General features: G+C 66.7%; 23 protein-coding genes and 1 pseudogene. All 24 read left to right on the top strand.

Going from position 1 to position 22,780, the window contains the following annotated elements; genetic code table 11:
- The first annotated feature begins 280 nt into the window (after nucleotides 1-280).
- The 24 genes and pseudogenes from ndhC (at nucleotide 281) to EV662_RS03930 (ending at nucleotide 22,431) form a co-directional block, all read left to right on the top strand.
- Nucleotides 281-598 (top strand): NADH-quinone oxidoreductase subunit A, encoded by a 318-nt coding sequence (ndhC, locus tag EV662_RS04050; protein ID WP_425056993.1) that lies wholly within the window; start codon nucleotides 281-283, stop codon nucleotides 596-598.
- A complete protein-coding gene (locus tag EV662_RS04045; RefSeq protein WP_132460863.1) occupies nucleotides 589-1,122 on the top strand; it encodes a NuoB/complex I 20 kDa subunit family protein in 534 nt (177 codons plus the stop codon). The genes ndhC and EV662_RS04045 overlap by 10 nt, the downstream gene beginning before the upstream one ends.
- 148 nt (nucleotides 1,123-1,270) lie before the next feature.
- The gene (locus tag EV662_RS04040) at nucleotides 1,271-1,882 is read left to right on the top strand and encodes an NADH-quinone oxidoreductase subunit C (protein ID WP_132460862.1); all 612 of its coding nucleotides are present in this window, start codon (nucleotides 1,271-1,273) and stop codon (nucleotides 1,880-1,882) included.
- 2 nt (nucleotides 1,883-1,884) lie between these two features.
- On the top strand, nucleotides 1,885-2,760 hold the full coding sequence (locus EV662_RS04035) for a sulfotransferase (protein WP_165915513.1): 876 nt from the start codon (nucleotides 1,885-1,887) through the stop codon (nucleotides 2,758-2,760).
- Between the two features lie 2 nt (nucleotides 2,761-2,762).
- Nucleotides 2,763-3,974: an NADH-quinone oxidoreductase subunit D gene (locus EV662_RS04030; RefSeq protein ID WP_132460860.1), complete on the top strand. Its 1,212-nt coding sequence runs from the start codon at nucleotides 2,763-2,765 to the stop codon at nucleotides 3,972-3,974.
- Nucleotides 3,971-4,276 (top strand): hypothetical protein, encoded by a 306-nt coding sequence (locus EV662_RS04025; protein ID WP_132460859.1) that lies wholly within the window; start codon nucleotides 3,971-3,973, stop codon nucleotides 4,274-4,276. The genes EV662_RS04030 and EV662_RS04025 overlap by 4 nt, the downstream gene beginning before the upstream one ends.
- Nucleotides 4,276-4,998 (top strand): annotated as a pseudogene (gene nuoE / locus EV662_RS04020) (NADH-quinone oxidoreductase subunit NuoE); the annotation flags it as partial. The gene EV662_RS04025 and the pseudogene nuoE, both read left to right, overlap by 1 nt.
- A gap of 73 nt (nucleotides 4,999-5,071) precedes the next feature.
- The gene (locus tag EV662_RS19435; RefSeq protein ID WP_165915511.1) at nucleotides 5,072-5,785 is read left to right on the top strand and encodes an NADH:ubiquinone oxidoreductase; all 714 of its coding nucleotides are present in this window, start codon (nucleotides 5,072-5,074) and stop codon (nucleotides 5,783-5,785) included.
- A gap of 255 nt (nucleotides 5,786-6,040) precedes the next feature.
- Nucleotides 6,041-7,336, top strand: coding sequence for an NADH-quinone oxidoreductase subunit NuoF (nuoF, locus tag EV662_RS04005; RefSeq protein WP_132460857.1), 1,296 nt, complete (start codon nucleotides 6,041-6,043; stop codon nucleotides 7,334-7,336).
- Nucleotides 7,337-7,464: 128 nt separating this feature from the next.
- Nucleotides 7,465-7,875 carry a DUF5333 domain-containing protein gene (locus EV662_RS04000; protein WP_132460856.1) on the top strand — a complete coding sequence of 137 codons (411 nt, stop codon included), beginning with the start codon at nucleotides 7,465-7,467 and terminating at the stop codon, nucleotides 7,873-7,875.
- 128 nt (nucleotides 7,876-8,003) lie between these two features.
- The gene (gene nuoG, locus EV662_RS03995) at nucleotides 8,004-10,016 is read left to right on the top strand and encodes an NADH-quinone oxidoreductase subunit NuoG (RefSeq protein ID WP_132460855.1); all 2,013 of its coding nucleotides are present in this window, start codon (nucleotides 8,004-8,006) and stop codon (nucleotides 10,014-10,016) included.
- Nucleotides 10,017-10,020: 4 nt separating this feature from the next.
- On the top strand, nucleotides 10,021-10,428 hold the full coding sequence (locus EV662_RS03990) for a hypothetical protein (protein ID WP_132460854.1): 408 nt from the start codon (nucleotides 10,021-10,023) through the stop codon (nucleotides 10,426-10,428).
- Between the two features lie 17 nt (nucleotides 10,429-10,445).
- Nucleotides 10,446-11,483: an NADH-quinone oxidoreductase subunit NuoH gene (nuoH, locus tag EV662_RS03985; RefSeq protein ID WP_132460853.1), complete on the top strand. Its 1,038-nt coding sequence runs from the start codon at nucleotides 10,446-10,448 to the stop codon at nucleotides 11,481-11,483.
- A gap of 3 nt (nucleotides 11,484-11,486) precedes the next feature.
- Entirely contained in the window at nucleotides 11,487-12,002 is a 516-nt protein-coding gene (locus EV662_RS03980; RefSeq protein WP_132460852.1) for a hypothetical protein, read from the top strand.
- Between the two features lie 72 nt (nucleotides 12,003-12,074).
- Nucleotides 12,075-12,569: an NADH-quinone oxidoreductase subunit NuoI gene (gene nuoI / locus EV662_RS03975; RefSeq protein ID WP_132460851.1), complete on the top strand. Its 495-nt coding sequence runs from the start codon at nucleotides 12,075-12,077 to the stop codon at nucleotides 12,567-12,569.
- Between the two features lie 184 nt (nucleotides 12,570-12,753).
- On the top strand, nucleotides 12,754-13,170 hold the full coding sequence (locus EV662_RS03970) for a carboxymuconolactone decarboxylase family protein (protein WP_207903587.1): 417 nt from the start codon (nucleotides 12,754-12,756) through the stop codon (nucleotides 13,168-13,170).
- Complete coding sequence (locus EV662_RS03965; protein ID WP_132460849.1) at nucleotides 13,167-13,781, top strand: NADH-quinone oxidoreductase subunit J; 615 nt, start codon at nucleotides 13,167-13,169, stop codon at nucleotides 13,779-13,781. The genes EV662_RS03970 and EV662_RS03965 overlap by 4 nt, the downstream gene beginning before the upstream one ends.
- Nucleotides 13,782-13,827: 46 nt before the next feature.
- On the top strand, nucleotides 13,828-14,133 hold the full coding sequence (nuoK, locus tag EV662_RS03960) for an NADH-quinone oxidoreductase subunit NuoK (protein WP_132460848.1): 306 nt from the start codon (nucleotides 13,828-13,830) through the stop codon (nucleotides 14,131-14,133).
- A 6-nt stretch (nucleotides 14,134-14,139) separates the two neighbouring features.
- Nucleotides 14,140-16,209: an NADH-quinone oxidoreductase subunit L gene (gene nuoL / locus EV662_RS03955; RefSeq protein ID WP_132460847.1), complete on the top strand. Its 2,070-nt coding sequence runs from the start codon at nucleotides 14,140-14,142 to the stop codon at nucleotides 16,207-16,209.
- Entirely contained in the window at nucleotides 16,209-17,750 is a 1,542-nt protein-coding gene (locus EV662_RS03950; RefSeq protein WP_132460846.1) for an NADH-quinone oxidoreductase subunit M, read from the top strand. The genes nuoL and EV662_RS03950 overlap by 1 nt, the downstream gene beginning before the upstream one ends.
- A 10-nt stretch (nucleotides 17,751-17,760) precedes the next feature.
- Nucleotides 17,761-19,203, top strand: a complete 1,443-nt coding sequence (gene nuoN / locus EV662_RS03945; RefSeq protein WP_132460845.1) for an NADH-quinone oxidoreductase subunit NuoN — start codon at nucleotides 17,761-17,763, stop codon at nucleotides 19,201-19,203.
- The gene (locus EV662_RS03940) at nucleotides 19,193-19,969 is read left to right on the top strand and encodes a biotin--[acetyl-CoA-carboxylase] ligase (RefSeq protein ID WP_132460844.1); all 777 of its coding nucleotides are present in this window, start codon (nucleotides 19,193-19,195) and stop codon (nucleotides 19,967-19,969) included. Before nuoN ends, EV662_RS03940 begins: the two co-directional genes overlap by 11 nt.
- Nucleotides 19,970-19,981: 12 nt before the next feature.
- A complete protein-coding gene (locus EV662_RS03935) occupies nucleotides 19,982-20,761 on the top strand; it encodes a type III pantothenate kinase (RefSeq protein ID WP_132460843.1) in 780 nt (259 codons plus the stop codon).
- A complete protein-coding gene (locus tag EV662_RS03930) occupies nucleotides 20,758-22,431 on the top strand; it encodes a ribonuclease J (protein ID WP_132460842.1) in 1,674 nt (557 codons plus the stop codon). Before EV662_RS03935 ends, EV662_RS03930 begins: the two co-directional genes overlap by 4 nt.
- Nucleotides 22,432-22,780: the final 349 nt, after the last annotated feature.

The following is a 22,780-nucleotide window of genomic DNA, read 5'->3' as shown; positions in this document are numbered from 1 at the left end:
CCCTGAAAGCCGACTGCCAAGACTTTGTGAAGAAACCATTTCGTCCTGATGCGGCATTCCGGCGCGTTTTCAATGCGCACGACTGTATACATTTCCGGAAGACCACGATAACAGAGGGGCCAAAGATCGGCGCGGGGCTTTGTTGACCCGGCCCCGGCGGCCCGGCTAACGTCGACGTCGAAAAGACGCGCATCAAATGCAAGAATGCGCCGAAGACAGAAGGGAGAACCCGGTGGAAAACCTGCTGAGCGACTACCTTCCGATCGCGATCTTCTTCGGTATGGCGATCGGGCTTGGCCTGCTCTTGATGCTGTCGGCCCTCGTGATCGCCGTCCGCAACCCCGACCCCGAGAAGCTGTCGGCCTATGAATGCGGCTTCAACGCGTTCGACGATGCGCGCATGACCTTCGACGTGCGGTTTTACCTCGTGGCGATCCTGTTCATCATCTTCGACCTGGAAATCGCGTTCCTGTTCCCCTGGGCGGTGTCTTTCGGCACGGTGGGGATCGTGGGCTTCTGGTCGATGATGGTGTTTCTTGCCGTGCTGACCATCGGCTTTGCCTATGAATGGAAGAAGGGGGCGCTGGAATGGGAGTGACGACGAATCCGACCACTGCGGGCGCCGATGCCGAACACGCCACCCGGGCCCTGAACGCCGAGTTGCAGGACAAGGGCTTCCTCGTCACCTCGACGGCGGACATCATCAACTGGGCGCGCACCGGGTCGCTGCACTGGATGACCTTTGGCCTCGCCTGCTGCGCGGTCGAGATGATGCACACCTCGATGCCGCGCTACGACCTCGAACGGTTCGGCACCGCGCCGCGCGCGTCCCCGCGCCAGTCCGACCTGATGATCGTCGCCGGAACCCTGACCAACAAGATGGCCCCGGCGCTCCGCAAGGTCTATGACCAGATGCCCGAACCGCGCTACGTGATCTCGATGGGATCCTGTGCCAACGGGGGCGGCTATTACCACTACAGCTATTCGGTGGTGCGCGGTTGCGACCGGATCGTGCCGGTGGACATCTACGTGCCCGGCTGCCCGCCGACCGCCGAGGCGCTGCTGTACGGCATCCTGCAATTGCAGCGGAAAATCCGCCGCACCGGGACCATCGTGCGATGACCGGGCGGCCTGCGACATCGGTTCGGCGCGGGGGTGACTTGGTCACATACTTGCGCCCCGGACATGCCGCAGAACGTGTCGGCACGGCGGCGCGCGCCCCCCTTGCGGGGGGGCATGGCGCGGCGCGGTGCCAAGGGAGGAACCTGTGATGAACGAGGCGCTGAGGGAACTCGGGGCACATATCGAGGCACGCCGGCCGGATTGCGTGATCTCGTGGGAGGTGGCCCATCACGAGCTGAACGTGATCGCCGCGCCCAGTTCGATCGTCGGGCTGACCGACTTCCTGCGCACGGATGCCACCTGCCGGTTCTCGTCGCTGGTCGACATCACCGCCGTCGACTACCCCGAGCGCGAGGCGCGCTTCGACGTGGTCTACCACTTCCTGTCGATGTACCAGAACCAGCGCATCCGCGTGAAATGCGCCGTCCGCGAGGACGAGATGATCCCGTCCATCGTGTCGGTCCACCCCTCGGCCAACTGGTTCGAGCGCGAGGTGTTCGACATGTTCGGCATCCTCTTCTCGGGCCATCCCGACCTGCGCCGCATCCTGACCGATTACGGCTTTCGCGGGCACCCGCTGCGCAAGGATTTCCCGACCACCGGCTATACCGAGGTGCGCTATTCCGAGGCGCAGAAACGCGTGGTCTACGAACCCGTCAAGCTGACCCAGGAATACCGCCAGTTCGACTTCATGAGCCCGTGGGAGGGTGCCGATTACATCCTGCCCGGCGACGACAAGTCCCGCGGGGCCGGGGGATGACCATGACGGACGAGGCAACCCTTCTGTTCGGCGTCGGCGCCACCAAGGCGGGCACCAGCTGGCTGCATGCCTACCTGGCCGGCCACCCCCAGTGCCACCTGCGCTCGATCAAGGAGCTGCATTACTTCGATACCCTGGAGGAGGGTCGCACGGCGCGCGCGAGAGAGGAGCTCGACGCAGAGCGGGCCCTTCTCGCCGCGCGCCCGGTCCCCTCGAACCGTGCGCGGGCCGAGGCGCGCGCCCGGCGGCTGAAGGACATGGCCGACTGGTCGGCGGCGCTGGCCACCGGGACCGAGGCGGCCTATCTCGGCTACCTGTCGGACGGTCTCGGCAAACGCCGTCTCGTCGCGGACATAACCCCTGCCTATTCCTTGCTGCCGGTGGGGCGTTTGAAACGGATGGCCGCGATGGCGTCTGACGTGCGCTTCGTCTACCTGCTGCGCGACCCGGTCGAACGGCTGTGGAGCCATGTGCGCATGATCGCGCGCCGCCGCGCCAACCCGGGCGAGGCGATCGGGCCGCGCGCCGGCCGCATCCTGGCGCGGGTGCTCGCGGGCGACGAGGCGCATATCGCCGAGCGCGGCGATTACCGGGCGGTGCTGACCCGGCTGTGGTCGGCGGTCGACCCGACCCGGCTGTGCCTGTCCTATTACGAAGAGCTGTTCTCGCAATCCTCGGTCGACCGGCTGTGCGGCTTTCTCGGCATTCGCCCGGTGCAGGCCGAATTCGGGGTGCGCGTCCATGCCGGCGTGCCGGTCCCGATGAGTCGCGACCAGCGCCGCGCGGCGGCCGAATGGCTGGCGCCGCAATACGATTTCGTCGCCGAACGGCTGGGCCGGGTGCCCGCCGTCTGGCAATCGCATCGGGTGGGGGTGTGACGATGAAGGACAACGCCTTTCACGACGCGCGGACAGGCGAACAGAGCATCCGCAACTTCAACATCAACTTCGGTCCGCAACACCCTGCGGCGCATGGCGTTCTGCGCCTGGTGCTGGAGCTGGACGGCGAGATCGTCGAACGCGCCGACCCGCATATCGGCCTGCTGCACCGCGGCACCGAAAAGCTGATGGAAAGCCGTACCTACCTGCAGAACCTGCCCTATTTCGACCGGCTCGATTACGTGGCCCCGATGAACCAGGAACATGCCTGGTGCCTGGCCATCGAGAAGCTGACGAAAACCGAGGTGCCGCGCCGGGCACAGCTGATCCGGGTTCTGTATTCCGAAATCGGCCGGGTGCTGAACCACCTGCTGAACGTCACCACGCAGGCGATGGACGTGGGCGCGCTGACGCCGCCGCTCTGGGGCTTCGAAGAGCGCGAAAAGCTGATGATCTTCTACGAGCGGGCCTGCGGTGCGCGCCTGCACGCGGCCTATTTCCGGCCCGGCGGCGTGCACCAGGACCTGCCCGACGAGTTGATCGAGGATATCGACCGCTGGGCGGTGGAATTCCCCGCGGTGATCGACGACATCGACGGCCTGCTGACGGAAAACCGCATCTTCAAGCAGCGCAACGCCGATATCGGTGTCGTCACCGAAGAGGAAATCCTCGAATGGGGCTTTTCGGGGGTGATGGTGCGCGGCTCGGGCCTGGCCTGGGATTTGCGCCGGTCGCAGCCCTATGAATGCTATGACGAGTTCGAGTTCCAGATCCCCGTGGGCAAGAACGGTGACTGTTACGACCGCTACCTCGTCCGCATGGAAGAGATGCGCCAGTCCACCCACATCATCCGCCAGTGCTGCGAAAAGCTGCGCCGCGAAAAGGGCGATGTGCTGAACCGGGGCAAGATCGCGCCGCCCACGCGGGGCGACATGAAAACCTCGATGGAAGCGCTGATCCACCATTTCAAGCTGTATACCGAGGGCTTCCACGTTCCCGAGGGCGAGGTCTACGCCGCGGTCGAGGCGCCCAAGGGCGAATTCGGCGTCTACCTGGTGGCCGATGGCACCAACAAGCCCTACCGCGCCAAGCTGCGCGCGCCGGGTTTCCTGCACCTGCAGGCGATGGACCACATCACCCGCGGCCACCAGCTGGCCGACGTGGCCGCGATCATCGGCACGATGGACGTGGTGTTCGGGGAAATCGACCGGTGAGCGGCCCGCGTCCCATAACCGCCCGCGCCGCGACGGCGCTGGGCCTTGCCGGCGCGCTGGCGCCATGGGCGGCCTTCGCCGAGGTCGGCCAGTCCGATCTCGACGCGCTGCGCCGCGCGATGGTCGATGTCGGCTGTCTCGTCGACAGCGCGGCCCGGGCCGCCGCCGTGGAAACCGCCACCGGCTTCGACGAGGCCAAGCTGGAAGAGATCGCCGCCGCGCTGCGTGCCCGCGGCGAGATCGAGGACCAGACCGGCGACCGGGCCGGGATCCGGCTCATTTCGGGAGACTGTGCCAAGTAATGCAAAGACGTCTGCACCACGACCAACCCGACAGCTTCGCGTTCACGCCCGAGAACCGGGCGTGGGCCGAGGCCCAGATCGGCAAATATCCGCCCGGCCGCCAGGCCAGCGCCATCATCCCGCTGCTGTGGCGTGCCCAGGAGCAGGAGGGCTGGCTGACCCGGCCGGCCATCGAATACGTGGCCGACATGCTGGGCATGGCGCATATCCGCGCGCTCGAGGTGGCGACGTTCTATTTCATGTTCCAGCTGGCCCCGGTTGGCTCGGTGGCCCATGTGCAGATCTGCGGCACGACGTCCTGCCTGATCTGCGGCGCCGAGGACCTGATCGCGGTCTGCAAGGACAAGATCGCCACCCAGCCCTTCACGCTGTCCCCTGATGGCAAGTTCAGCTGGGAAGAGGTCGAATGCCTGGGCGCCTGTTCCAACGCGCCGATGGCGCAGATCGGCAAGGATTACTACGAGGATCTCACCGCCGAGCGGCTGGGCTGGATCCTCGACGAACTGGCCGCGGGCCGGGTGCCGACCCCGGGGCCGCAGAACGGCCGTTTCGCCTCGGAACCCAAGGGCGGCGCGACCAGCCTGACCGGGCAGGGCGGTGCGAAACTGGCGCAGAACGCCTCGGTCGAACTGGCCACCACGATCGGCGACACGGTCAAGCGGATCGACGGCACCGAGGTGCCGCTTCTGACGCCCTGGCGGCGCGCGGGACCTGCGGCGGAAGAGGTCAAGACATAGGGCGGCGGACGCGTTACAAATGGCGTCGGACGAATAACCGTCGGAGCGGAGACAAGAGATGAACATTTCTCGCAGTGAAGCAAAGTTCAAATGCGCGATCTTCTGGTGGGCGATCGCCGCCGTGATCGGCCTGACCGTGGTGGCCTTCGGCAACCTGATCGGGCTGTGGGCGCTGGGGTCCTTCATCGGCGGTGCCGGTGTCGGCATCGTGGCCGGGCTCGTGCTGACCATGAACTTCTGCAAGACCGATGCCGAGTTCAAGGCAGAGGCCCAGGCGCGTCGGGAGGCAGAGGCCGCCCGCAAGCCCTATCTCGAGGCCAACGCGGCCAAGGAAATCAAGACCGCCGAAAAGCCGGGCGGCCCCAAGGTGGCGCCCACCGTGCCGAAATCGGCGCCCAAGCCCGCCGCCGCCAAACCGGCGCCGAAACCCGCGCCCGCGCCCGCTCCGAAGCCGGCCCCGGCGCCTGCGCCGGCCGCCGCCGAGGTGGGCAAGCGCCCCGTGGCGCTGTCGGGTCCCCGCGCGGGCGGTGCCGACGACCTCAAGCTGATCAAGGGCGTCGGACCCAAGCTTGAAAAGCTGTGCAACGAGCTGGGCTTCTACCACTACGACCAGATCTCGGCCTGGACCGCGGACGAGGTCGCGTGGGTGGACGAGCACCTGGAAGGCTTCAAGGGCCGCGTCAGCCGTGACGACTGGGTTGCCCAGGCCAAGATCCTGGCCGCCGGCGGCGAGACCGAGTTCTCGAAGCGGGCCAGCGAGGGCGAAGCCTGACGAGGTGACCGTGACGGGTGGGGTGATCGACGACGGCGCGCGGCGCGGCGCGGGATGGGGTCCATGACGGTGGACCGACCCCGCCGCGGGCACCGCCCGCCGGTCGCCTCCCCGGCGGCACGGGGCCAGGGGCAGGGACACCTGCCCGATGGCCCCCAACATCCGGCGCATCAGGCCGGGCACGCCTCCCGCGCCACGGCGCGGGGCGCGACAGGAACGCTTCGGCTTTCGGGCCGGAACCAACGGGGATAAGGCATGCTGACCGACCAGGACCGCATCTTCACCAATCTCTACGGGATGTATGACCGCACCCTCTCCGGCGCGCGCGCCCGGGGGCATTGGGACGGCACGGCGGCACTCATCGCCAAGGGCCGCGACTGGATCATCGACGAGATGAAGAAATCCGGTCTTCGCGGCCGTGGCGGCGCGGGTTTCCCCACCGGTCTTAAATGGTCCTTCATGCCGAAGGAAAGCGACGGGAGGCCGCACTACCTGGTGATCAACGCGGATGAATCCGAGCCGGGCACCTGCAAGGACCGCGAGATCATGCGCCACGACCCCCACACGCTGATCGAGGGGGCGCTGATCGCCAGTTTCGCGATGCAGGCCCATGCCTGTTACATCTACATCCGCGGCGAATACATCCGCGAGCGCGAGGCCCTGCAGGCCGCCATCGACGAGGCCTATGACGCGGGTCTTCTGGGCAAGAACGCCGCGAAATCCGGCTGGGATTTCGACCTTTACGTCTCGCACGGTGCCGGCGCCTATATCTGCGGCGAGGAAACCGCGCTTCTGGAAAGCCTCGAGGGCAAGAAGGGCATGCCCCGGATGAAGCCGCCCTTCCCGGCGGGGTCCGGCCTGTACGGCTGTCCGACCACGGTGAACAACGTCGAATCCATCGCCGTCGTGCCCACCATCCTGCGCCGCGGCGGCGACTGGTTCGCCAGTTTCGGCCGGCCGAACAACGCGGGCACCAAGCTGTTCGCGATCTCGGGCCATGTGAACAACCCCTGCGTGGTCGAGGAAAGCATGTCGATCAGCCTGCGCGAGCTGCTGGATCTGCATTGCGGCGGCGTGCGCGGCGGCTGGGACAACCTCAAGGCGGTGATCCCGGGCGGCTCGTCCGTGCCGCTCTTGCCCGCCAGCCTCTGCGACGAGGCGATCATGGATTTCGACTGGCTGCGCGAACAGCAATCGGGGCTGGGCACCGCGGCGGTGATCGTGATGGACCAGTCGACCGACGTCATCAAGGCGATCTGGCGCCTGGCCAAGTTCTACAAGCATGAAAGCTGCGGCCAGTGCACCCCCTGCCGCGAGGGCACCGGCTGGATGATGCGGGTGATGGAACGCCTCGTCCGCGGCGAGGCCGAGGTGGAAGAGATCGACATGCTGTTCGACGTGTCGAAACAGGTCGAGGGCCACACGATCTGTGCCTTGGGCGATGCCGCCGCCTGGCCGATCCAGGGCCTGATCCGGCATTTCCGCGACGAGATCGAGGACCGCATCAAGGCCCGCAAGACCGGCAAGATCAGCGCGGTGGCGGCCGAGTGATCGGGACGGGGCGCATATCCCGGGCCGGGGGGGGCTGTTATTGCATAGCGGCACCCCGCGGCCCCATCTTCGGGGCGGGACGGGGCGCGCGCGCCGCCGTTCCCGCCATCCGCAGAGAGGTCCGCGCCATGCGTCTTGTCCTGTCCGCCGTCCTTGCCACGGGTCTTGCCGCCGGCACCGCCGCTGCCGCCCAGGCCCGGCCGCCGCTGTCCGAACATGCGCAGATCAACCAGGGCCTGACGGTCATCGCCATCGCGAACATGATCCGCCGGAACTGCGACCGCATCGAGCCGCGTTTCCTGCGCGCCTATGGCTTCATGCGCGACCTCAAGCAGGCCGCCAATGAGGCGGGCTATTCCGACGACGAGATCGAGGCCTTCGTCACCGACAAGGCCGAGAAGACGCGCGTCGAGGACGCCGCCCGCGCCTGGCTGGTGGCGCGGGGCGTGACGCTGAAGGACGGGGCCAGCTATTGCCCCGTCGGCCTGACCGAAATCGACCGGAACAGCCAGATCGGCGTTCTGTTGAAGGCGAGGTAGGGATGGGGCCGCGGGGCGACAACGACAGGCGATCCCGCGGGGCGCCGGGCCGGACAGGCTCGGGCCGCGGCATTCGGAACCGGACGGGGCGCCTGGGCGCACCGCAGGACAGGTGACAAGGCAAGGGCATGGCAGAGCTACGCAAGATCATCATCGACGAGCACGAGATCGAGGTCGACCCCGCGATGACGGTGCTGCAGGCCTGCGAGGTGGCGGGGATCGAGATCCCGCGCTTCTGCTACCATGAACGGCTGTCCATCGCGGGCAATTGCCGGATGTGCCTGGTGGAAATCGTCGGCGGCCCGCCGAAACCGGCGGCCTCCTGCGCGATGCAGGTGCGCGACCTGCGCCCCGGCCCCGAGGGCCAGCCGCCTGTGGTCCGGACGAACTCCCCAATGGTCAAGAAGGCCCGCGAAGGGGTGATGGAGTTCCTGCTCATCAACCACCCCCTCGACTGCCCCATCTGCGACCAGGGCGGGGAATGCGATCTGCAAGACCAGGCAATGGCTTACGGCGTGGACTTCAGCCGCTACCGCGAACCCAAGCGCGCCGTCGAGGACCCGGACCTGGGCCCGCTGGTGGGCACCTGCATGACCCGCTGCATCTCCTGCACCCGCTGCGTGCGCTTCATCACCGAGGTGGCGGGGATGCCGGAACTCGGCCAGACCGGCCGCGGCGAGGATGCCGAGATCACCTCCTACCTCGGCCAGACGCTCGATTCCGAATTGCAGGGCAACATCATCGACCTCTGCCCGGTGGGCGCGCTGACCTCGAAACCCTATGCCTTCACCGCCCGGCCCTGGGAACTGACCAAGACCGAGACGATCGACGTGATGGACGCGCTGGGGTCGAACATCCGCATCGACACCAAGGGCCGCGAGGTGATGCGCATCCTGCCGCGCAACCATGACGGCGTGAACGAGGAATGGATCTCCGACAAGACCCGTTTCGTGTGGGACGGGCTGCGCCGGCAACGCCTCGACAAACCCTACATCCGCGAGAACGGCAAGCTGCGCGCGGCCTCCTGGCCCGAGGCGCTGGCCGCCGCCGCGACCGCCATCAAGGGCGCGAAGAAGCTGGCCGGTCTGGTGGGCGACCTGGTGCCCGTCGAACCCGCCTTCGCGCTCAGGGAACTGGTCGAGGGGCAGGGCGGCCATGTCGAATGCCGCACCGACGGCGCGAAACTGCCCGCGGGCAACCGGTCCGCCTATGTCGGCAATGCCGCGATCGAGGATATCGACCACGCCCGCACGATCTACCTGGTGGGCACCGACCCGCGCGCCGAGGCGCCCGTTCTGAACGCCCGCCTGCGCAAGGCCTGGCTGCACGGCGCCACCGTGCACCGCGTCGGCCCGCCATCGGACCTGACCTTCGACGTGGTCGAACACGGCACCGACCGCGCCGCGCTCAAGGCGCTCGTCGACGGGGCCGAGACGCAGGAAAACGCGCTGGTCATCGTCGGGCAGGGTGCGCTGACCGGGGACGATGGCGCGGCGGTGCTGGCTGCGGCGATGCTGCTCTCCGAACGCACCGGCGGCGGGATGCTGGTGCTGCACACGGCCGCCGCGCGCGTCGGCGCGATGGATGCGGGCTGCGTCGGCCCGAACGGCGTGGCCGACCTGCTGAACGGCGCCGACGTGGTCTACAACCTCGGCGCCGATGAGATCGACATCGCGCCGGGTCCCTTCGTGATCTACCAGGGCAGCCATGGCGACCGCGGCGCGCACCGCGCCGACGTGATCCTGCCGGGCGCGGCCTATCCCGAGGAACAGGGCCTGTTCGTCAACACCGAAGGCCGCCCGCAACTGGCGCTTCGCGCCGGTTTCCCGCCGGGCGAGGCCAAGGAGAACTGGGCGATCCTGCGTGCCCTTTCCGCCGAGATCGGCGCCACGTTGCCCTATGACACGCTCGTTCAGCTGCGCCAGCGCCTGGTCAAGGCCGCCCCGCACCTGGCCCTGATCGACGAGGTGCCGGAAAACGCCTGGGACGCGCTGCCCGAGGGGCCGCTGGGCACCGGCGCCTTCGACAGCCCGGTCCGGGATTTCTACCTGACCAACCCGATCGCGCGCGCCTCCAAGCTGATGGCCGAACTCTCGGCCCTGGCCAAGGCGCGCCGGACCGGCGCCATGGCCGCGGAATAGGCCGATGCAGCGGGTCCGCCACCCTATCGCGCCGCTTCTCGCGCTGGGCCTTATGGCCGGGGCGGGCGGCTGTGCGCCGACCCTGCCGGGCGCCGACCGCGCGCCCGCCTACCTGGGCGCCGAGGCGGCGGTGCTCAGCGACGACCTGGTGAACATGGTCGTCCGCATGAAGCACCCCGACGGCCCCGAGGCGGTGCAGGCCTATGCGCGTTGCGCGGCGGCGAATTACGCGCTGGGCCGGGGCTACGGCTTTCTGCGCCACGTGCGCACGCAGCTGGGCCAGGAACGCGGCGGCATCGTCAAGGCCGATGCCGTCTATACCATGTCTGCGATCCTGCCCGAGGGCATCCGGACCATCGACGCCGAAGTCGTCGTGGCCGATTGCGCCGGGCAGGGCATACCGACGGTCTGAGGAACGATAGGGACGAGATGGCGGATTTTCTGGATACCGGGTTCGGGGTGGCGCTGACGATCATGGCGCAGGGGCTGATGGTGATCGCCTTCGTGATGATCTCGCTGCTGTTCCTCGTCTATGGCGACCGCAAGATCTGGGCCGCGGTGCAGATGCGCAAGGGGCCGAACGTGGTGGGCGTGTTCGGCCTGCTGCAGACGGTGGCCGACGCGTTGAAATACGTGGTCAAAGAGGTCGTCATTCCCGCCGGTGTCGACCGTCCGGTCTTCCTGCTGGCGCCGATGATTTCCTTCGTCATGGCGATGATCGCCTGGGCGGTCATCCCGTTCTCCGACCGGCTGGTGCTGGCCGACCTGAACGTGGCGATCCTCTATGTCTTCGCGATTTCCTCGCTCGAGGTCTACGGCGTCATCATGGGCGGCTGGGCGTCGAACTCGAAATACGCCTTCCTGGGCAGCCTGCGCTCGGCGGCGCAGATGATCTCCTACGAGGTGTCCATCGGCCTCATCATCGTGGGCGTGATCCTGTCGACCGGCTCGCTGAATTTCGGTGACATCGTCCACGCGCAGGACGGCCGGTTCGGCCTGTTCTCGTGGTACTGGCTGCCGCACCTGCCGATGGTGTTCCTGTTCTTCATCTCGGCCCTGGCCGAGACCAACCGCCCGCCCTTCGACCTTCCCGAGGCGGAATCGGAACTCGTGGCGGGCTACCAGGTGGAATATTCCTCGACGCCGTTCCTGCTGTTCATGGCGGGCGAATACATCGCCATCTTCCTGATGTGCGCGCTGATGACGCTTTTGTTCTTCGGCGGCTGGCTGTCGCCCATCCCGGGCCTGCCCGACGGGGCGCTGTGGATGGTGGCCAAGATGGGGGTGTTCTTCTTCCTCTTCGCCATGGTCAAGGCCATCGTGCCCCGCTACCGCTATGACCAGCTGATGCGCCTGGGCTGGAAGGTGTTCCTGCCGATGAGCCTGGCCTGGGTCGTCATCGTGGCGTTCTTCGCGCAATTCGAACTGTTCGGCGGCGCCTATGCCCGCTGGGCCGTGGGGGGCTGAGCCATGCGATATTCCCTTCTCGCCGCCCTGTTTCTGGGGCTTGGGGGCATCGCCGGCACGGCCGCGGCGCAACCGGCGAACCCTGACGCCAAGGCCATGGAATGTGCCGAGAACGGCGATTTCATCTGTGCGCTTCGCAGCTTCAGCGCGTTCATGATGTCCGATCAGGCCGCGCCACTCGAAAACCCGGATGGCGACCTGACCGTGGCCGGCGCGCGCTGGGAGGTGTTCGTCCGGCTCGCCGTTCCACAGCTTGGCAATCTGGCCGCGCGCAACGAGGTCGAGCGCCTTCTGGAATTCGTCCGCGCGGAATATGGCGACACCCGTTACATGTACGCCACGCTGCACATGGTACGCGCCGAAACCTGCGCGGCGCTGGGCGATGCGGCCTGCGCCGAGGACAGCAAGAGCGCGCTGTGCGAAAACCTGGAAAACTGGGCGGCCCCCTTCGCGATGCCCGCCCAGGGCGCCGAGATGACCGAACGGGTCAAGGCCGTCACGTCCGAATGCGAGGAATGACATGACCGCAAGCGAACAAGACCGCATCGGCCCCCCGCATCCGTCGCCCCGTCCCGAAAAGGAGTCCGTCCGATGACCACCATGGATTGGAAACGCGCCGGGAAATACTTCCTGCTGATGGATTTCCTCGAAGGCTTCCGGCTGGGGATGAAATACTTCCTCGCGCCCAAGGCCACGGTGAACTACCCGCATGAAAAGGGGCCGCTGTCGCCCCGGTTCCGCGGCGAACACGCGCTGCGCCGCTATCCCAATGGCGAGGAACGCTGCATCGCCTGCAAGCTGTGCGAGGCGATCTGCCCCGCCCAGGCCATCACCATCGACGCCGAACCGCGCGAGGACGGCTCGCGCCGGACCACGCGCTATGACATCGACATGACGAAATGCATCTATTGCGGCTTCTGCCAGGAGGCCTGCCCCGTGGATGCCATCGTCGAGGGCCCGAATTTCGAATTCGCCACCGAAACCCGCGAGGAACTGTTCTACGACAAGCGGAAACTGCTTGAGAACGGCGAACGCTGGGAGGCCGAGATCGCCCGCAACCTGGAACTGGACGCGCCCTACCGATGACGTGGGACATAGCACAAAAGAAGCTGGAAAACGACATCCTCAACGTGAGTTCTGAGGTGTCTGACCTCGAGTTGCGCCTAGAGGAAGCTTTGAATGAGATACGAGATTTGCGAGCAAAGCTTAGCAGCTTAGAGGGCACAGTATCCGACTTGGACCTCCGCGTAGAACATCTCGGGGAGAATTCGTGATGAGCGGATACGAGAAACTCTTCCAGCAGATGCTGGAGCAAAGCCACAAGATGGCCAAGTCCTTCAATCCCGCCTTGGAGAGCTTCCAGGTGCATGGCTTCGACAAGCTGATGCCGACCATGCCCAAGGACTTCATGGAGATGATGTGGGGCAACACCTTCAACCCCGAAGGGCTGGACGCCAAGACGCGGCTTCTGGTGGTGCTGGCGGGGCTGACGGTGCTGGGCGCGCAGGCCGATGCGCAGTTCAAGCTGACCGTGCGCCACGCGCTGGAGGCCGGCGCCAGCGAACGCGAGATCGCCGAAGTGATCTACCAGATGTCCATGCTGGGCGGCATCCCCGCGATGAGCCGCGCGCTGGAACTGGCGCAATCGGTGTTCGACGAAAAGACGGGTGAGGAGGACGGCGGATGAGCGTCGCGGATTTCGCATTCTACTGCTTTGCCGCGGTGACGGTGGCCTCGGGGCTGTTCGTCGTGCTGGCGCGCAACCCGGTGCATTCGGTGCTGTGGCTGATCCTGGCCTTCCTGTCCTCGGCGGGCCTGTTCGTGCTGCTGGGCGCGGAATTCGTGGCGATGCTGCTGGTGATCGTCTACGTGGGCGCAGTCGCGGTGCTGTTCCTGTTCGTCGTGATGATGCTCGATGTCGATTTCAGCGAGCTGAAGGCCAAGATGGCCGCCTATTTCCCCATTGCGGGGCTGATCGGGGCGGTGTTCCTGGCGCAGCTGGTGATGGTCTTCGGGGTCTGGCAATCGGCCGATGGCGCGGCCCAGTTGCGCGGCGCGCCCACCCCCGACCCGGCCCAGGTGCACAACACCCGGGCGCTGGGGAACCTGATCTACGACGACTACATCCACCTGTTCCAGGCCGCGGGGCTGATCCTGCTGGTCGCGATGATCGGCGCCATCGTGCTGACGCTGCGCTACCGGCCCGACGTCAAGCGCCAGAACGTGCTGGCGCAGATGTATCGCGACCCGGCCAAGGCGATGGAACTGAAGGACGTGAAACCGGGGCAGGGCCTCTGACCGCGGAACGCAACGACAGGCGGGCGGGTGCGCCCGGAGGGACGGAATGATCGGACTTGAACATTACCTGACGGTGGCCGCAGCGCTTTTCGTCATCGCCATCTTCGGGATCTTCGTGAACCGCAAGAACGTGATCGTCATCCTGATGTCGATCGAACTGATGCTCTTGTCGGTCAACATCAACCTTGTCGCCTTCTCGGCTCATCTGGGCGACCTGGTCGGGCAGGTGTTCACCATGTTCGTCCTCACCGTCGCCGCCGCCGAGGCCGCCATCGGCCTTGCGATCCTCGTCTGTTTCTTCCGCAACCGCGGGTCCATCGCGGTGGACGACGTCAACGTGATGAAGGGCTAGGGGCACATGGAAAAGATCATCCTCTTCGCACCCCTGATCGGCGCCATCCTCTGCGGCTTCGGCTGGCGGGTCCTCGGCGAAAAGGCCGCGATGTGGACCACCACGGCGCTGGTCTTCCTGTCCTGCCTGTTCTCCTGGGTGGTGTTCCTGGGCTTTGACGGCGAGATGCGCCAGGTCGAGATCTTCCGCTGGATCGAAAGCGGGTCGATGGTGGCCGACTGGGCAATTCGCGTCGACCGGCTGACCGCGATCATGCTGATCGTGGTGACGACCGTCTCGGCCTTCGTCCATCTCTACAGCTTCGGCTACATGGCCCATGACGAGAACTGGCGCGAGGGCGAAAGCTACAAGCCCCGCTTCTTCGCCTATCTCTCGTTCTTCACCTTCACCATGCTGGCGCTGGTGACCGCCGACAACATCGTCCAGCTGTTCTTCGGCTGGGAAGGCGTGGGCGTCGCCTCCTACCTGCTGATCGGGTTCTATTACCGCAAGCCGTCCGCGAACGCCGCCGCGATCAAGGCGTTCATCGTCAACCGGGTGGGCGATTTCGGCTTCCTCCTGGGCATCTTTGCGCTGTTCTTTCTGGTCGATTCCGTGCGCTTCGACGACATCTTCGCCGCGGCGCCCGTGATCGGCGAGACCGACCTGACCTTCCTCAACGGCACCTGGAACGCGGCGAACGTGGTGGGCGTGCTCTTGTTCATCGGCGCGATGGGCAAGTCGGCGCAGCTGTTCCTGCACACCTGGCTGCCCGACGCGATGGAGGGTCCGACGCCCGTCTCGGCGCTGATCCACGCCGCGACCATGGTGACGGCGGGGGTGTTCCTGATCTGCCGGATGTCGCCGGTCATGGAATTCGCGCCCGACGCCAAGACCATGATCGTGGTGCTGGGCACCGCGACGGCGTTCTTCGCCGCGACCGTGGGCCTGGTGCAGAACGACATCAAGCGGGTGATCGCCTATTCGACCTGTTCGCAGCTGGGCTACATGTTCGTGGCCGCGGGCGTCGGCGTCTACTCGGCGGCGATGTTCCACCTGCTGACGCATGCCTTCTTCAAGGCGCTGCTGTTCCTCGGCGCGGGCAGCGTGATCCACGCCATGCACCACGAACAGGACATGCGGAACTATGGCGGGCTGAGGGACAAGATCCCCTATACCTTCTACGCCATGCTGATCGGCACGCTGGCGATCACCGGGGTGGGGATTCCGCTGACCTATATCGGTTTCGCCGGTTTCCTGTCCAAGGACGCCATCATCGAAAGCGCCTGGGGGGCCGGGGCCACCTGGCCGTTCTGGGCGCTGGTGATCGCGGCCGCCATGACCAGTTTCTATTCCTGGCGGCTGATGTTCATGACCTTCTGGGGCACGCCGCGCGGCGACAAGCACACCCATGAGCACGCCCATGAAAGCCCAAGGGTGATGCTGATCCCGCTGGGCGTGCTCAGCGTGGGCGCGGTGCTGGCGGGCATGGTCTGGCATGGCAGCTTCTTCGGCGACCACGACCAGGTGAACCGCTTCTACGGCATCCCCGTGCACGAGGTGGCGGCGGACGCCGGCCACGGCGAAGCGGCGGGCCATGGCGAGGACGCGGCCCATGGCGCGGCCATGTCCTACCCGCTGCCCGGCGAGGGCGCGCTTTACATGGCGCCCGACAACCACGTCATGGACGCGGCGCACCACGCGCCGAAATGGGTCAAGGCCGCGCCGTTCCTGGCGATGCTGCTGGGCCTGGGCACCGCCTACCTGTTCTACATCCGCGCCCCGGAACTGCCCGGCCAGACGGCCAAAACCTTCCGTCCCGTCTACCTGTTCCTGCTGAACAAGTGGTATTTCGACGAGCTTTACGACGCGATCTTCGTGAACCCGGCCAAGAATATCGGCCGCGCGCTGTGGAAGGGGGGCGACGGCAGCGTGATCGACGGCGCGGTGAACGGGGTCTCGATGGGGATCGTGCCGTTCTTCACCCGCGTCGCGGGCCGGCTGCAGTCGGGATACCTGTATCACTATGCCTTCGCGATGGTGATCGGCATCGCCGTTCTGATCACCTGGATGATGCTGACCGGGGGGGCGGAATAATGGACAACCTGCTTTCCATCATCACCTTCACCCCGCTGATCGCCGCGCTGATCCTCGGGATCGGCCTGCGGGGCGAGGACGAGGCCGCGCAGAAGAACGCCAAGTGGCTGGCCCTGATCGCCACCACCGCGACCTTCCTAATCTCGCTTTTCGTGCTGTTCGGCTTCGATGCCTCGGATCCCGGCTTCCAGTTCGTCGAGGAACGCGACTGGCTTCTGGGCCTGAAATACAAGATGGGGGTCGACGGCATCTCGGTGCTGTTCGTGATGCTGACCACGTTCCTGATGCCGCTGACCATCGCGGCCTGCTGGAACGTCACCCACCGCGTCAAGGAATACATGATCGCGTTTCTCGTGCTGGAAACGCTGATGCTGGGGGTGTTCTGCGCGCTCGACATGGTGCTGTTCTACCTGTTCTTCGAGGGCGGGCTGATCCCGATGTTCCTGATCATCGGCATCTGGGGCGGCAAGGAACGCATCTACGCCACGTTCAAGTTCTTCCTCTACACCTTCCTCGGCTCGGTGCTGATGCTGGTGGCCATGGTGGCGATGTATGTGGACGCCGGCACCACCGACATTCCCACGCTGCTGACGCATCAGTTCAGCGCGGGCGATATCGTGATCGGCGGCAAGACCATCGTCGGCGGCATGCAGACCTTCCTGTGGCTGGCCTTCTTCGCCAGCTTCGCGGTCAAGATGCCGATGTGGCCGGTGCATACCTGGCTGCCCGACGCGCACGTCCAGGCGCCGACCGCCGGATCGGTCGTGCTGGCCGCGATCCTCTTGAAGATGGGCGGCTACGGCTTCCTGCGCTTCAGCTTGCCGATGTTCCCGGTGGCGTCCGACATCTGGGCGCCCATGGTGTTCTGGCTTTCGGCCATCGCCATCGTCTACACCTCGCTGGTGGCGCTGGCGCAATCCGACATGAAAAAGCTGATCGCCTATTCATCGGTGGCGCATATGGGCTTCGTCACCATGGGCATCTTCGCGGCGAACCAGCAGGGGCTCGATGGCGCGATCTTCCAGATGCTGTCGCACGGCTTCATCTCGGGCGCGCTGTTCCTGTGCGTCGGCGTGATCTACGACCGGATGCACACCCGCGAGATCGACGCCTATGGTGGCCTCGTGAACCGCATGCCCGCCTATGCCTTCGTGTTCATGCTGTTCACGCTGGCCAATGTCGGCCTGCCGGGCACATCCGGGTTCATCGGCGAATTCCTGACGCTGGCGGGCGTGTTCCAGGTGAACACCTGGGTCGCTGCGGTGGCCTGCACCGGGGTGATCCTGTCGGCGGGCTATGCGCTGTGGCTGTACCGGCGGGTGGTGTTCGGCGACCTGATCAAGGAAAGCTTGCGCGCGATCAAGGACATGAACCTGCGCGAACGCGCGATCTTCGCGCCGCTGGTGGCGATGACCGTCCTGTTGGGCGTCTACCCGGCGCTGGTGACCGACATCGTCGGGCCCTCGGTCGAGGCGCTTTTGTCGAACTACAACACCGCGCTGATCGAGGCCGAGGCCGCGACGCGGCTCGCGCAGAACTGAGGGGAACGCGATGATTTCTGCCGATCTTTCCGTGGTCCTGCCCGAGATCGTCCTCGCGGTTTACGCGATGGGCGCGCTCCTGGCGGCCGTCTATACCGGCAAGGACAAGGCCGCCCCGGTCCTGGTCTGGACCACCGCGGCGCTGTTCTTCGCGCTGGCCGCCTGGACCGGCCTGACCGCGGGCGAGGCGCGCACGGCCTTTGGCGGGGCCATCGTCGATGACGGGTTCGCCCGCTTCGCCAAGGTGGTGATCCTGGTCTCGGCCGGCGCCGTCCTGCTGATGAGCAAGGACTACATGCGCCGGCAAAAGACCCTGCTGTTCGAATTCCCGGTGCTGGTGGCGCTGTCGGTCGTGGGCATGATGCTCATGGTCTCGGCCCATGACCTGATGACGCTCTACATGGGGCTGGAGCTGCAATCGCTGGCGCTTTACGTCGTCGCCGCGATCCGCCGCGACAGCGTCAAGGCGACCGAGGCGGGGCTGAAATACTTCGTGCTCGGCGCGCTGTCCTCGGGCCTTCTGCTCTATGGCGCGTCGCTGACCTATGGTTATGCGGGCACCACGCTGTTCTCGGGCATCCTGTCGACGCTGGGCGAGGGCGAGATGTCGATCGGCCTGCTGATCGGTCTGGTCTTCATGATCACCGGCCTCGCCTTCAAGGTCTCGGCGGTGCCGTTCCACATGTGGACGCCCGATGTCTACGAGGGCGCGCCGACGCCGGTCACCGCCTTCTTCGCCTCGGCGCCCAAGATGGCGGCGATGGGCCTGTTCGCGCGCGTCCTGCACGACGCCTTCGGCGCGGTGCCGGGCGACTGGGGCCAGGTGGTCGCGGTTCTCTCGCTGTTGTCGATGGCGCTGGGCGCGGTGGCCGCGATCGGCCAGCGCAACATCAAGCGGCTGATGGCCTATTCCTCGATCGCGCACATGGGTTACGCGCTGATGGGGCTGGCGGCGGGCACGCAACTGGGCGTGCAGGCGATGCTGATCTACATGGCGATCTACGTCACCATGAGCGTCGGCACCTTCGCCTTCATCCTGTCTATGGAAAAGGACGGCCAGCCCGTCACCGATATCCGCAGCCTGAACATGTATGCTGCGCGCGAACCCTTGAAGGCGCTGGCGATGCTGGTGCTGTTGTTCAGCCTGGCGGGCGTGCCGCCGCTGGTGGGCTTCTTCGGCAAGTTCTACGTGGTGCGCGCGGCGGTCGATGCGGGGCTGGTCTGGCTGGCGGTGGCCGGCGTCGTCGCCTCGGTGGTGGGCGCGTTCTACTACCTGCGCATCGTCTTCTACATGTATTTCGGCGAAGAGGGCGACGCCCGGCTGGATGGCGCGATGCCCCCGGTGCTGTGGGGGATGCTGATGATCTCGGCCTTCGCGATGGTGGCGGGTGTCATCAACCTCTTCGGGGTCGAGGGGCTGGCGCTGACCGCGGCGGAAACCCTTGTCAACTGAGGCAGGCGCGGGGCAGGGCGGCTGGCACTGGCCGGCCGGGCACGACCTGATCCTGCTCGACGTGGTCGACAGCACCATGGCCGAGGCGCGCCGCCGCGCGCCGCTATCGCGCCCCACCTGGATCGCCGCCCGCCGCCAGACGGCGGCGGTGGGCCGGCGCGGCCGCGCCTGGGCCGCGCCCGAGGGCAACCTGTCCGCCACGCTCAGTTTCGATCCGGGCTGCACACCGGCGCAGGCCGCGCTTTATTCCTTCGTCGCCTCCTACGCGCTTTACGCCACGCTCCTGGCCTATGTGGACGACCGCGACGCCGTCGCGCTGAAATGGCCGAACGACGTGCTGCTTTCGGGGGGCAAGCTGGCGGGCATCCTGCTGGAATCCGAGGGCAACACCCAGGCGGTCCAGCGGCTGTCCATCGGGATCGGCGTCAACCTGAACACCGCGCCCGCGGCGGTCGCGCTGGAGCCGGGCGCCGCCCCGCCCGTCACGCTGGCCGAGGTCATCGGCGAACCGGTCGACCCGCTGGAATTCCTGGCCTTCCTGGCCGAACACATGGCCCACCAGGACGCGTTCTTCCGCGCCAACGGCTTCGGCCCCCTGCGCGCCGCCTGGCTGGACCGCGCCGCGCGCCTGGGCGAAACGATCACCGCCCGCACCGGCACCGAGACCGTCACCGGCACCTTCGTCACGGTGGACGAGGACGGCCAGCTTGTTCTAGAGACGCCCGGCGGGCGGCGCACCATCGCCGCGGCCGACGTGTTCTTCTGAAGGGCGGCGCCCATGCTTCTGTGCATCGACTGCGGCAACACCAATACCGTCTTCTCGATCTGGGACGGCGAACGGTTCCTGTGCACGCTGCGCACCGCCACCGAACACACCCGCACCGCCGACCAGTATTTCACCTGGTTCGCGACGCTGATCGCCCATCACCGGATCGAGGCGCGGATCACCGATGTCATCATCTCGTCCACGGTGCCGCGCGTCGTGTTCAACCTGCGCGTCTTCGCCGACCGTTATTTCAACACCCGGCCCATCGTGGTGGGCAAACCCGAATGCCTGCTGCCGCACCCCGCGCGCGTGGATGCCGGAACCAATGTCGGCCCCGACCGGCTGGTGAACTCGGCCGGCGCCTATGACCGGCACGGCGGCGACCTGATCGTGGTCGATTTCGGAACGGCCACCACCTTCGACGTGGTGGCCCATGACGGCGCCTATGTGGGGGGCGTGATCGCGCCCGGCGTGAACCTGTCGCTGGAGGCCCTGCACATGGCGGCCGCGGCGCTGCCCCATGTCGACGTGACCAAACCGCAGGCTGTGATCGGCACCAACACGGTGGCCTGCATGCAATCGGGCGTGTTCTGGGGTTATGTCGGCCTCGTGCGCGAGATCTGCGCGCGCATCCGCGCCGAGTACGAGGCGCCCATGCGCATCATCGGCACCGGGGGGCTTGCACCTCTCTTCGCCACGGGCGATGTGCTGTTCGACACCATCGAGGACGATTTGACGATGCACGGCCTGACCGTGATCCACGCCTATAACAAGGAAAACGGCGCAGCATGAGCAGCAGCAAGGACAGACTGATCTACCTCCCCCTCGGCGGCGCCGGGGAAATCGGGATGAACGCCTATGTCTACGGCTACGGCGCGCCCGGCAAGGAAAAGCTGATCCTGGTCGATCTCGGCGTGACCTTCCCCAACATGGATACCACGCCCGGCGTCGACCTGATCTTTGCCGATATCTCCTGGCTCGAGGAACGCCGCGACCGGCTGGAGGCGATCTTCATCACCCATGCCCACGAGGATCACGTGGGCGCGGTGGGCCACCTGTGGTCGCGGCTGCGCGCGCCGGTCTACGCGCGCCCCTTCACCGCCAACCACGCCGCCCGCAAGATGGAGGAACAGGGCCAGGACCCGTCGAACGTCAAGGTGGTCGAGCCCTGGCCGAACAAGGTCAAGGCGGGCCCCTTCGAGGTGGCGTTCCTGCCGGTCTCGCACTCCATTCCCGAAAGCTCGGCCATGGTGATCGACACGCCCGCAGGCCGGGTGGTGCATACCGGCGATTTCAAGCTGGACCCGACGCCGCTGGTGGGCGAACCCTTCGACCGTGGCCTCTGGGCCGAGGTGGCGAAACCCGGCGTCAAGGTGCTGACCTGCGATTCCACCAACGTCTTCTCGCCCAACCCGGGCCGGTCCGAGGCGACGCTGGGCCCGGCGATCCGGCAACTGGTGGAACGCGCGCCCCAGATGGTGGTGGCCACCACCTTCGCCTCGAACATCGCGCGGGTAAAGACGCTGGCCGAGGCGGGCGTCGATGCGGGCCGCTCGGTCTGCCTGATGGGGCGCGCGATGCGCCGCATGGTCGAGGCGGGCGTCGAATCGGGCGTGCTGACCGATTTCCCGCGCACCGTCACCCCCGAACAGGCCGCCGACCTGCCGCGTGGCAACCTGATGCTGATCGTCACCGGCAGCCAGGGCGAACGCCGCGCGGCCTCGGGCCAGCTGTCGCGGGGCAAGTACATGGGGCTGGAGCTGAAAGAGGGCGACCTGTTCCTGTTCTCGTCCAAGACCATCCCCGGCAACGAACGCGACGTGCTGCGCGTGGTCAACGCGCTTTCGGAAATGGGCGTGGACGTGGTCGATGACAGCGCCGACCTCTATCACGTGTCCGGGCACGCGAACCGGCCCGATCTTGCGACGATCCACATGCTGATGAAACCGGGCGTCGTGGTGCCCATGCATGGCGAACACCGCCACCTGCGCGAACATGTCAAGCTGGCAGCCGAGAACGGGCTTCCGGCGATGCTGGCGCCCAATGGCACGATGCTGGACCTGACCGGCGATCAGCCCCGGGTGGCCGAGTTCGTCGAGACGGGCCGCACCTACCTGGACGGCCGCGTGCAGATCGGCGCGCTGGACGGGGTGGTGCGCGACCGCATCCGCATGGCGCTGAACGGGCATGTCACCGTGTCGCTGATCCTGGACGAGGATGACGAACCGATGGGTGACCCTTGGGTGGATCTCTCGGGCCTGCCCGAAACCGCGCCGGGCGGCGTGTCGCTGGTCGAGGCGGTCGAGGAAAAGCTGGGCACTTTCCTGAACCGGGCCGAGGACAAGGTGCTGACCGATGACGACCTTCTGGAAAAGGATCTCAAGATCATCGCGCGGCGCACCGTCGAGAACGAGATCGGAAAGCGCCCCGAGGTCACGGTGGTGATCAGCCGGCTGGCCTGAGGCGCGGGGGTCTGGTTTCGCCTTGGCTGCGCCAAGGCGACCGGGGGCCGGGGGCTGACGCCCCCGGCCCCTTTGCGTTCTGGCCTGCAGGCGTGGGGATGCGCGGCGACGGGCGGTGCCGGAACGGGTTCACCCCGGCCTGCGGTTGCGCAAGGCCGGGCGATCCATGGGCAGATGCGGGGCTGTGAGCGGGCGGGGCGATTGTGGCTGCCGTTTCGCCCCGGCAAGCCGGGGCGACCCGCCGGGGGCGCTGCCCCCGGACCCCCGGGGCATGGCACGCCCGACGCGGCGCTGGGGCCCGCGAACGCATGCCCGCCGGCGCGACCGTACAGGCCCGCTGAAAGGGCCG

The sequence above is a fragment of the Rhodovulum marinum genome, assembly GCF_004343075.1.
Classification (GTDB): Bacteria; Pseudomonadota; Alphaproteobacteria; order Rhodobacterales; family Rhodobacteraceae; genus Rhodovulum; species Rhodovulum marinum.
This window is presented reverse-complemented; position numbering and strand designations above follow the sequence as displayed.

What these genes read in the sequence shown, in the direction of transcription:
- EV662_RS19435 (WP_165915511.1), top strand. Translation starts at nt 5,072, where the DNA reads ATGAACATTTCTCGCAGTGAAGCAAAGTTCAAATGCGCGATCTTCTGG.
- EV662_RS04000 (WP_132460856.1), top strand. Translation starts at nt 7,465, where the DNA reads ATGCGTCTTGTCCTGTCCGCCGTCCTTGCCACGGGTCTTGCCGCCGGC.
- nuoI (WP_132460851.1), top strand. Translation starts at nt 12,075, where the DNA reads ATGACCACCATGGATTGGAAACGCGCCGGGAAATACTTCCTGCTGATG.
- nuoK (WP_132460848.1), top strand. Translation starts at nt 13,828, where the DNA reads ATGATCGGACTTGAACATTACCTGACGGTGGCCGCAGCGCTTTTCGTC.
- EV662_RS03930 (WP_132460842.1), top strand. Translation starts at nt 20,758, where the DNA reads ATGAGCAGCAGCAAGGACAGACTGATCTACCTCCCCCTCGGCGGCGCC.
- EV662_RS03950 (WP_132460846.1), top strand. Translation starts at nt 16,209, where the DNA reads ATGGACAACCTGCTTTCCATCATCACCTTCACCCCGCTGATCGCCGCG.
- EV662_RS03980 (WP_132460852.1), top strand. Translation starts at nt 11,487, where the DNA reads ATGCGATATTCCCTTCTCGCCGCCCTGTTTCTGGGGCTTGGGGGCATC.
- nuoF (WP_132460857.1), top strand. Translation starts at nt 6,041, where the DNA reads ATGCTGACCGACCAGGACCGCATCTTCACCAATCTCTACGGGATGTAT.
- nuoL (WP_132460847.1), top strand. Translation starts at nt 14,140, where the DNA reads ATGGAAAAGATCATCCTCTTCGCACCCCTGATCGGCGCCATCCTCTGC.
- EV662_RS04045 (WP_132460863.1), top strand. Translation starts at nt 589, where the DNA reads ATGGGAGTGACGACGAATCCGACCACTGCGGGCGCCGATGCCGAACAC.
- EV662_RS04030 (WP_132460860.1), top strand. Translation starts at nt 2,763, where the DNA reads ATGAAGGACAACGCCTTTCACGACGCGCGGACAGGCGAACAGAGCATC.
- EV662_RS03965 (WP_132460849.1), top strand. Translation starts at nt 13,167, where the DNA reads ATGAGCGTCGCGGATTTCGCATTCTACTGCTTTGCCGCGGTGACGGTG.
- nuoN (WP_132460845.1), top strand. Translation starts at nt 17,761, where the DNA reads ATGATTTCTGCCGATCTTTCCGTGGTCCTGCCCGAGATCGTCCTCGCG.
- EV662_RS03990 (WP_132460854.1), top strand. Translation starts at nt 10,021, where the DNA reads ATGCAGCGGGTCCGCCACCCTATCGCGCCGCTTCTCGCGCTGGGCCTT.
- ndhC (WP_425056993.1), top strand. Translation starts at nt 281, where the DNA reads ATGGCGATCGGGCTTGGCCTGCTCTTGATGCTGTCGGCCCTCGTGATC.
- nuoH (WP_132460853.1), top strand. Translation starts at nt 10,446, where the DNA reads ATGGCGGATTTTCTGGATACCGGGTTCGGGGTGGCGCTGACGATCATG.
- EV662_RS03935 (WP_132460843.1), top strand. Translation starts at nt 19,982, where the DNA reads ATGCTTCTGTGCATCGACTGCGGCAACACCAATACCGTCTTCTCGATC.
- EV662_RS04035 (WP_165915513.1), top strand. Translation starts at nt 1,885, where the DNA reads ATGACGGACGAGGCAACCCTTCTGTTCGGCGTCGGCGCCACCAAGGCG.
- EV662_RS04040 (WP_132460862.1), top strand. Translation starts at nt 1,271, where the DNA reads ATGAACGAGGCGCTGAGGGAACTCGGGGCACATATCGAGGCACGCCGG.
- nuoG (WP_132460855.1), top strand. Translation starts at nt 8,004, where the DNA reads ATGGCAGAGCTACGCAAGATCATCATCGACGAGCACGAGATCGAGGTC.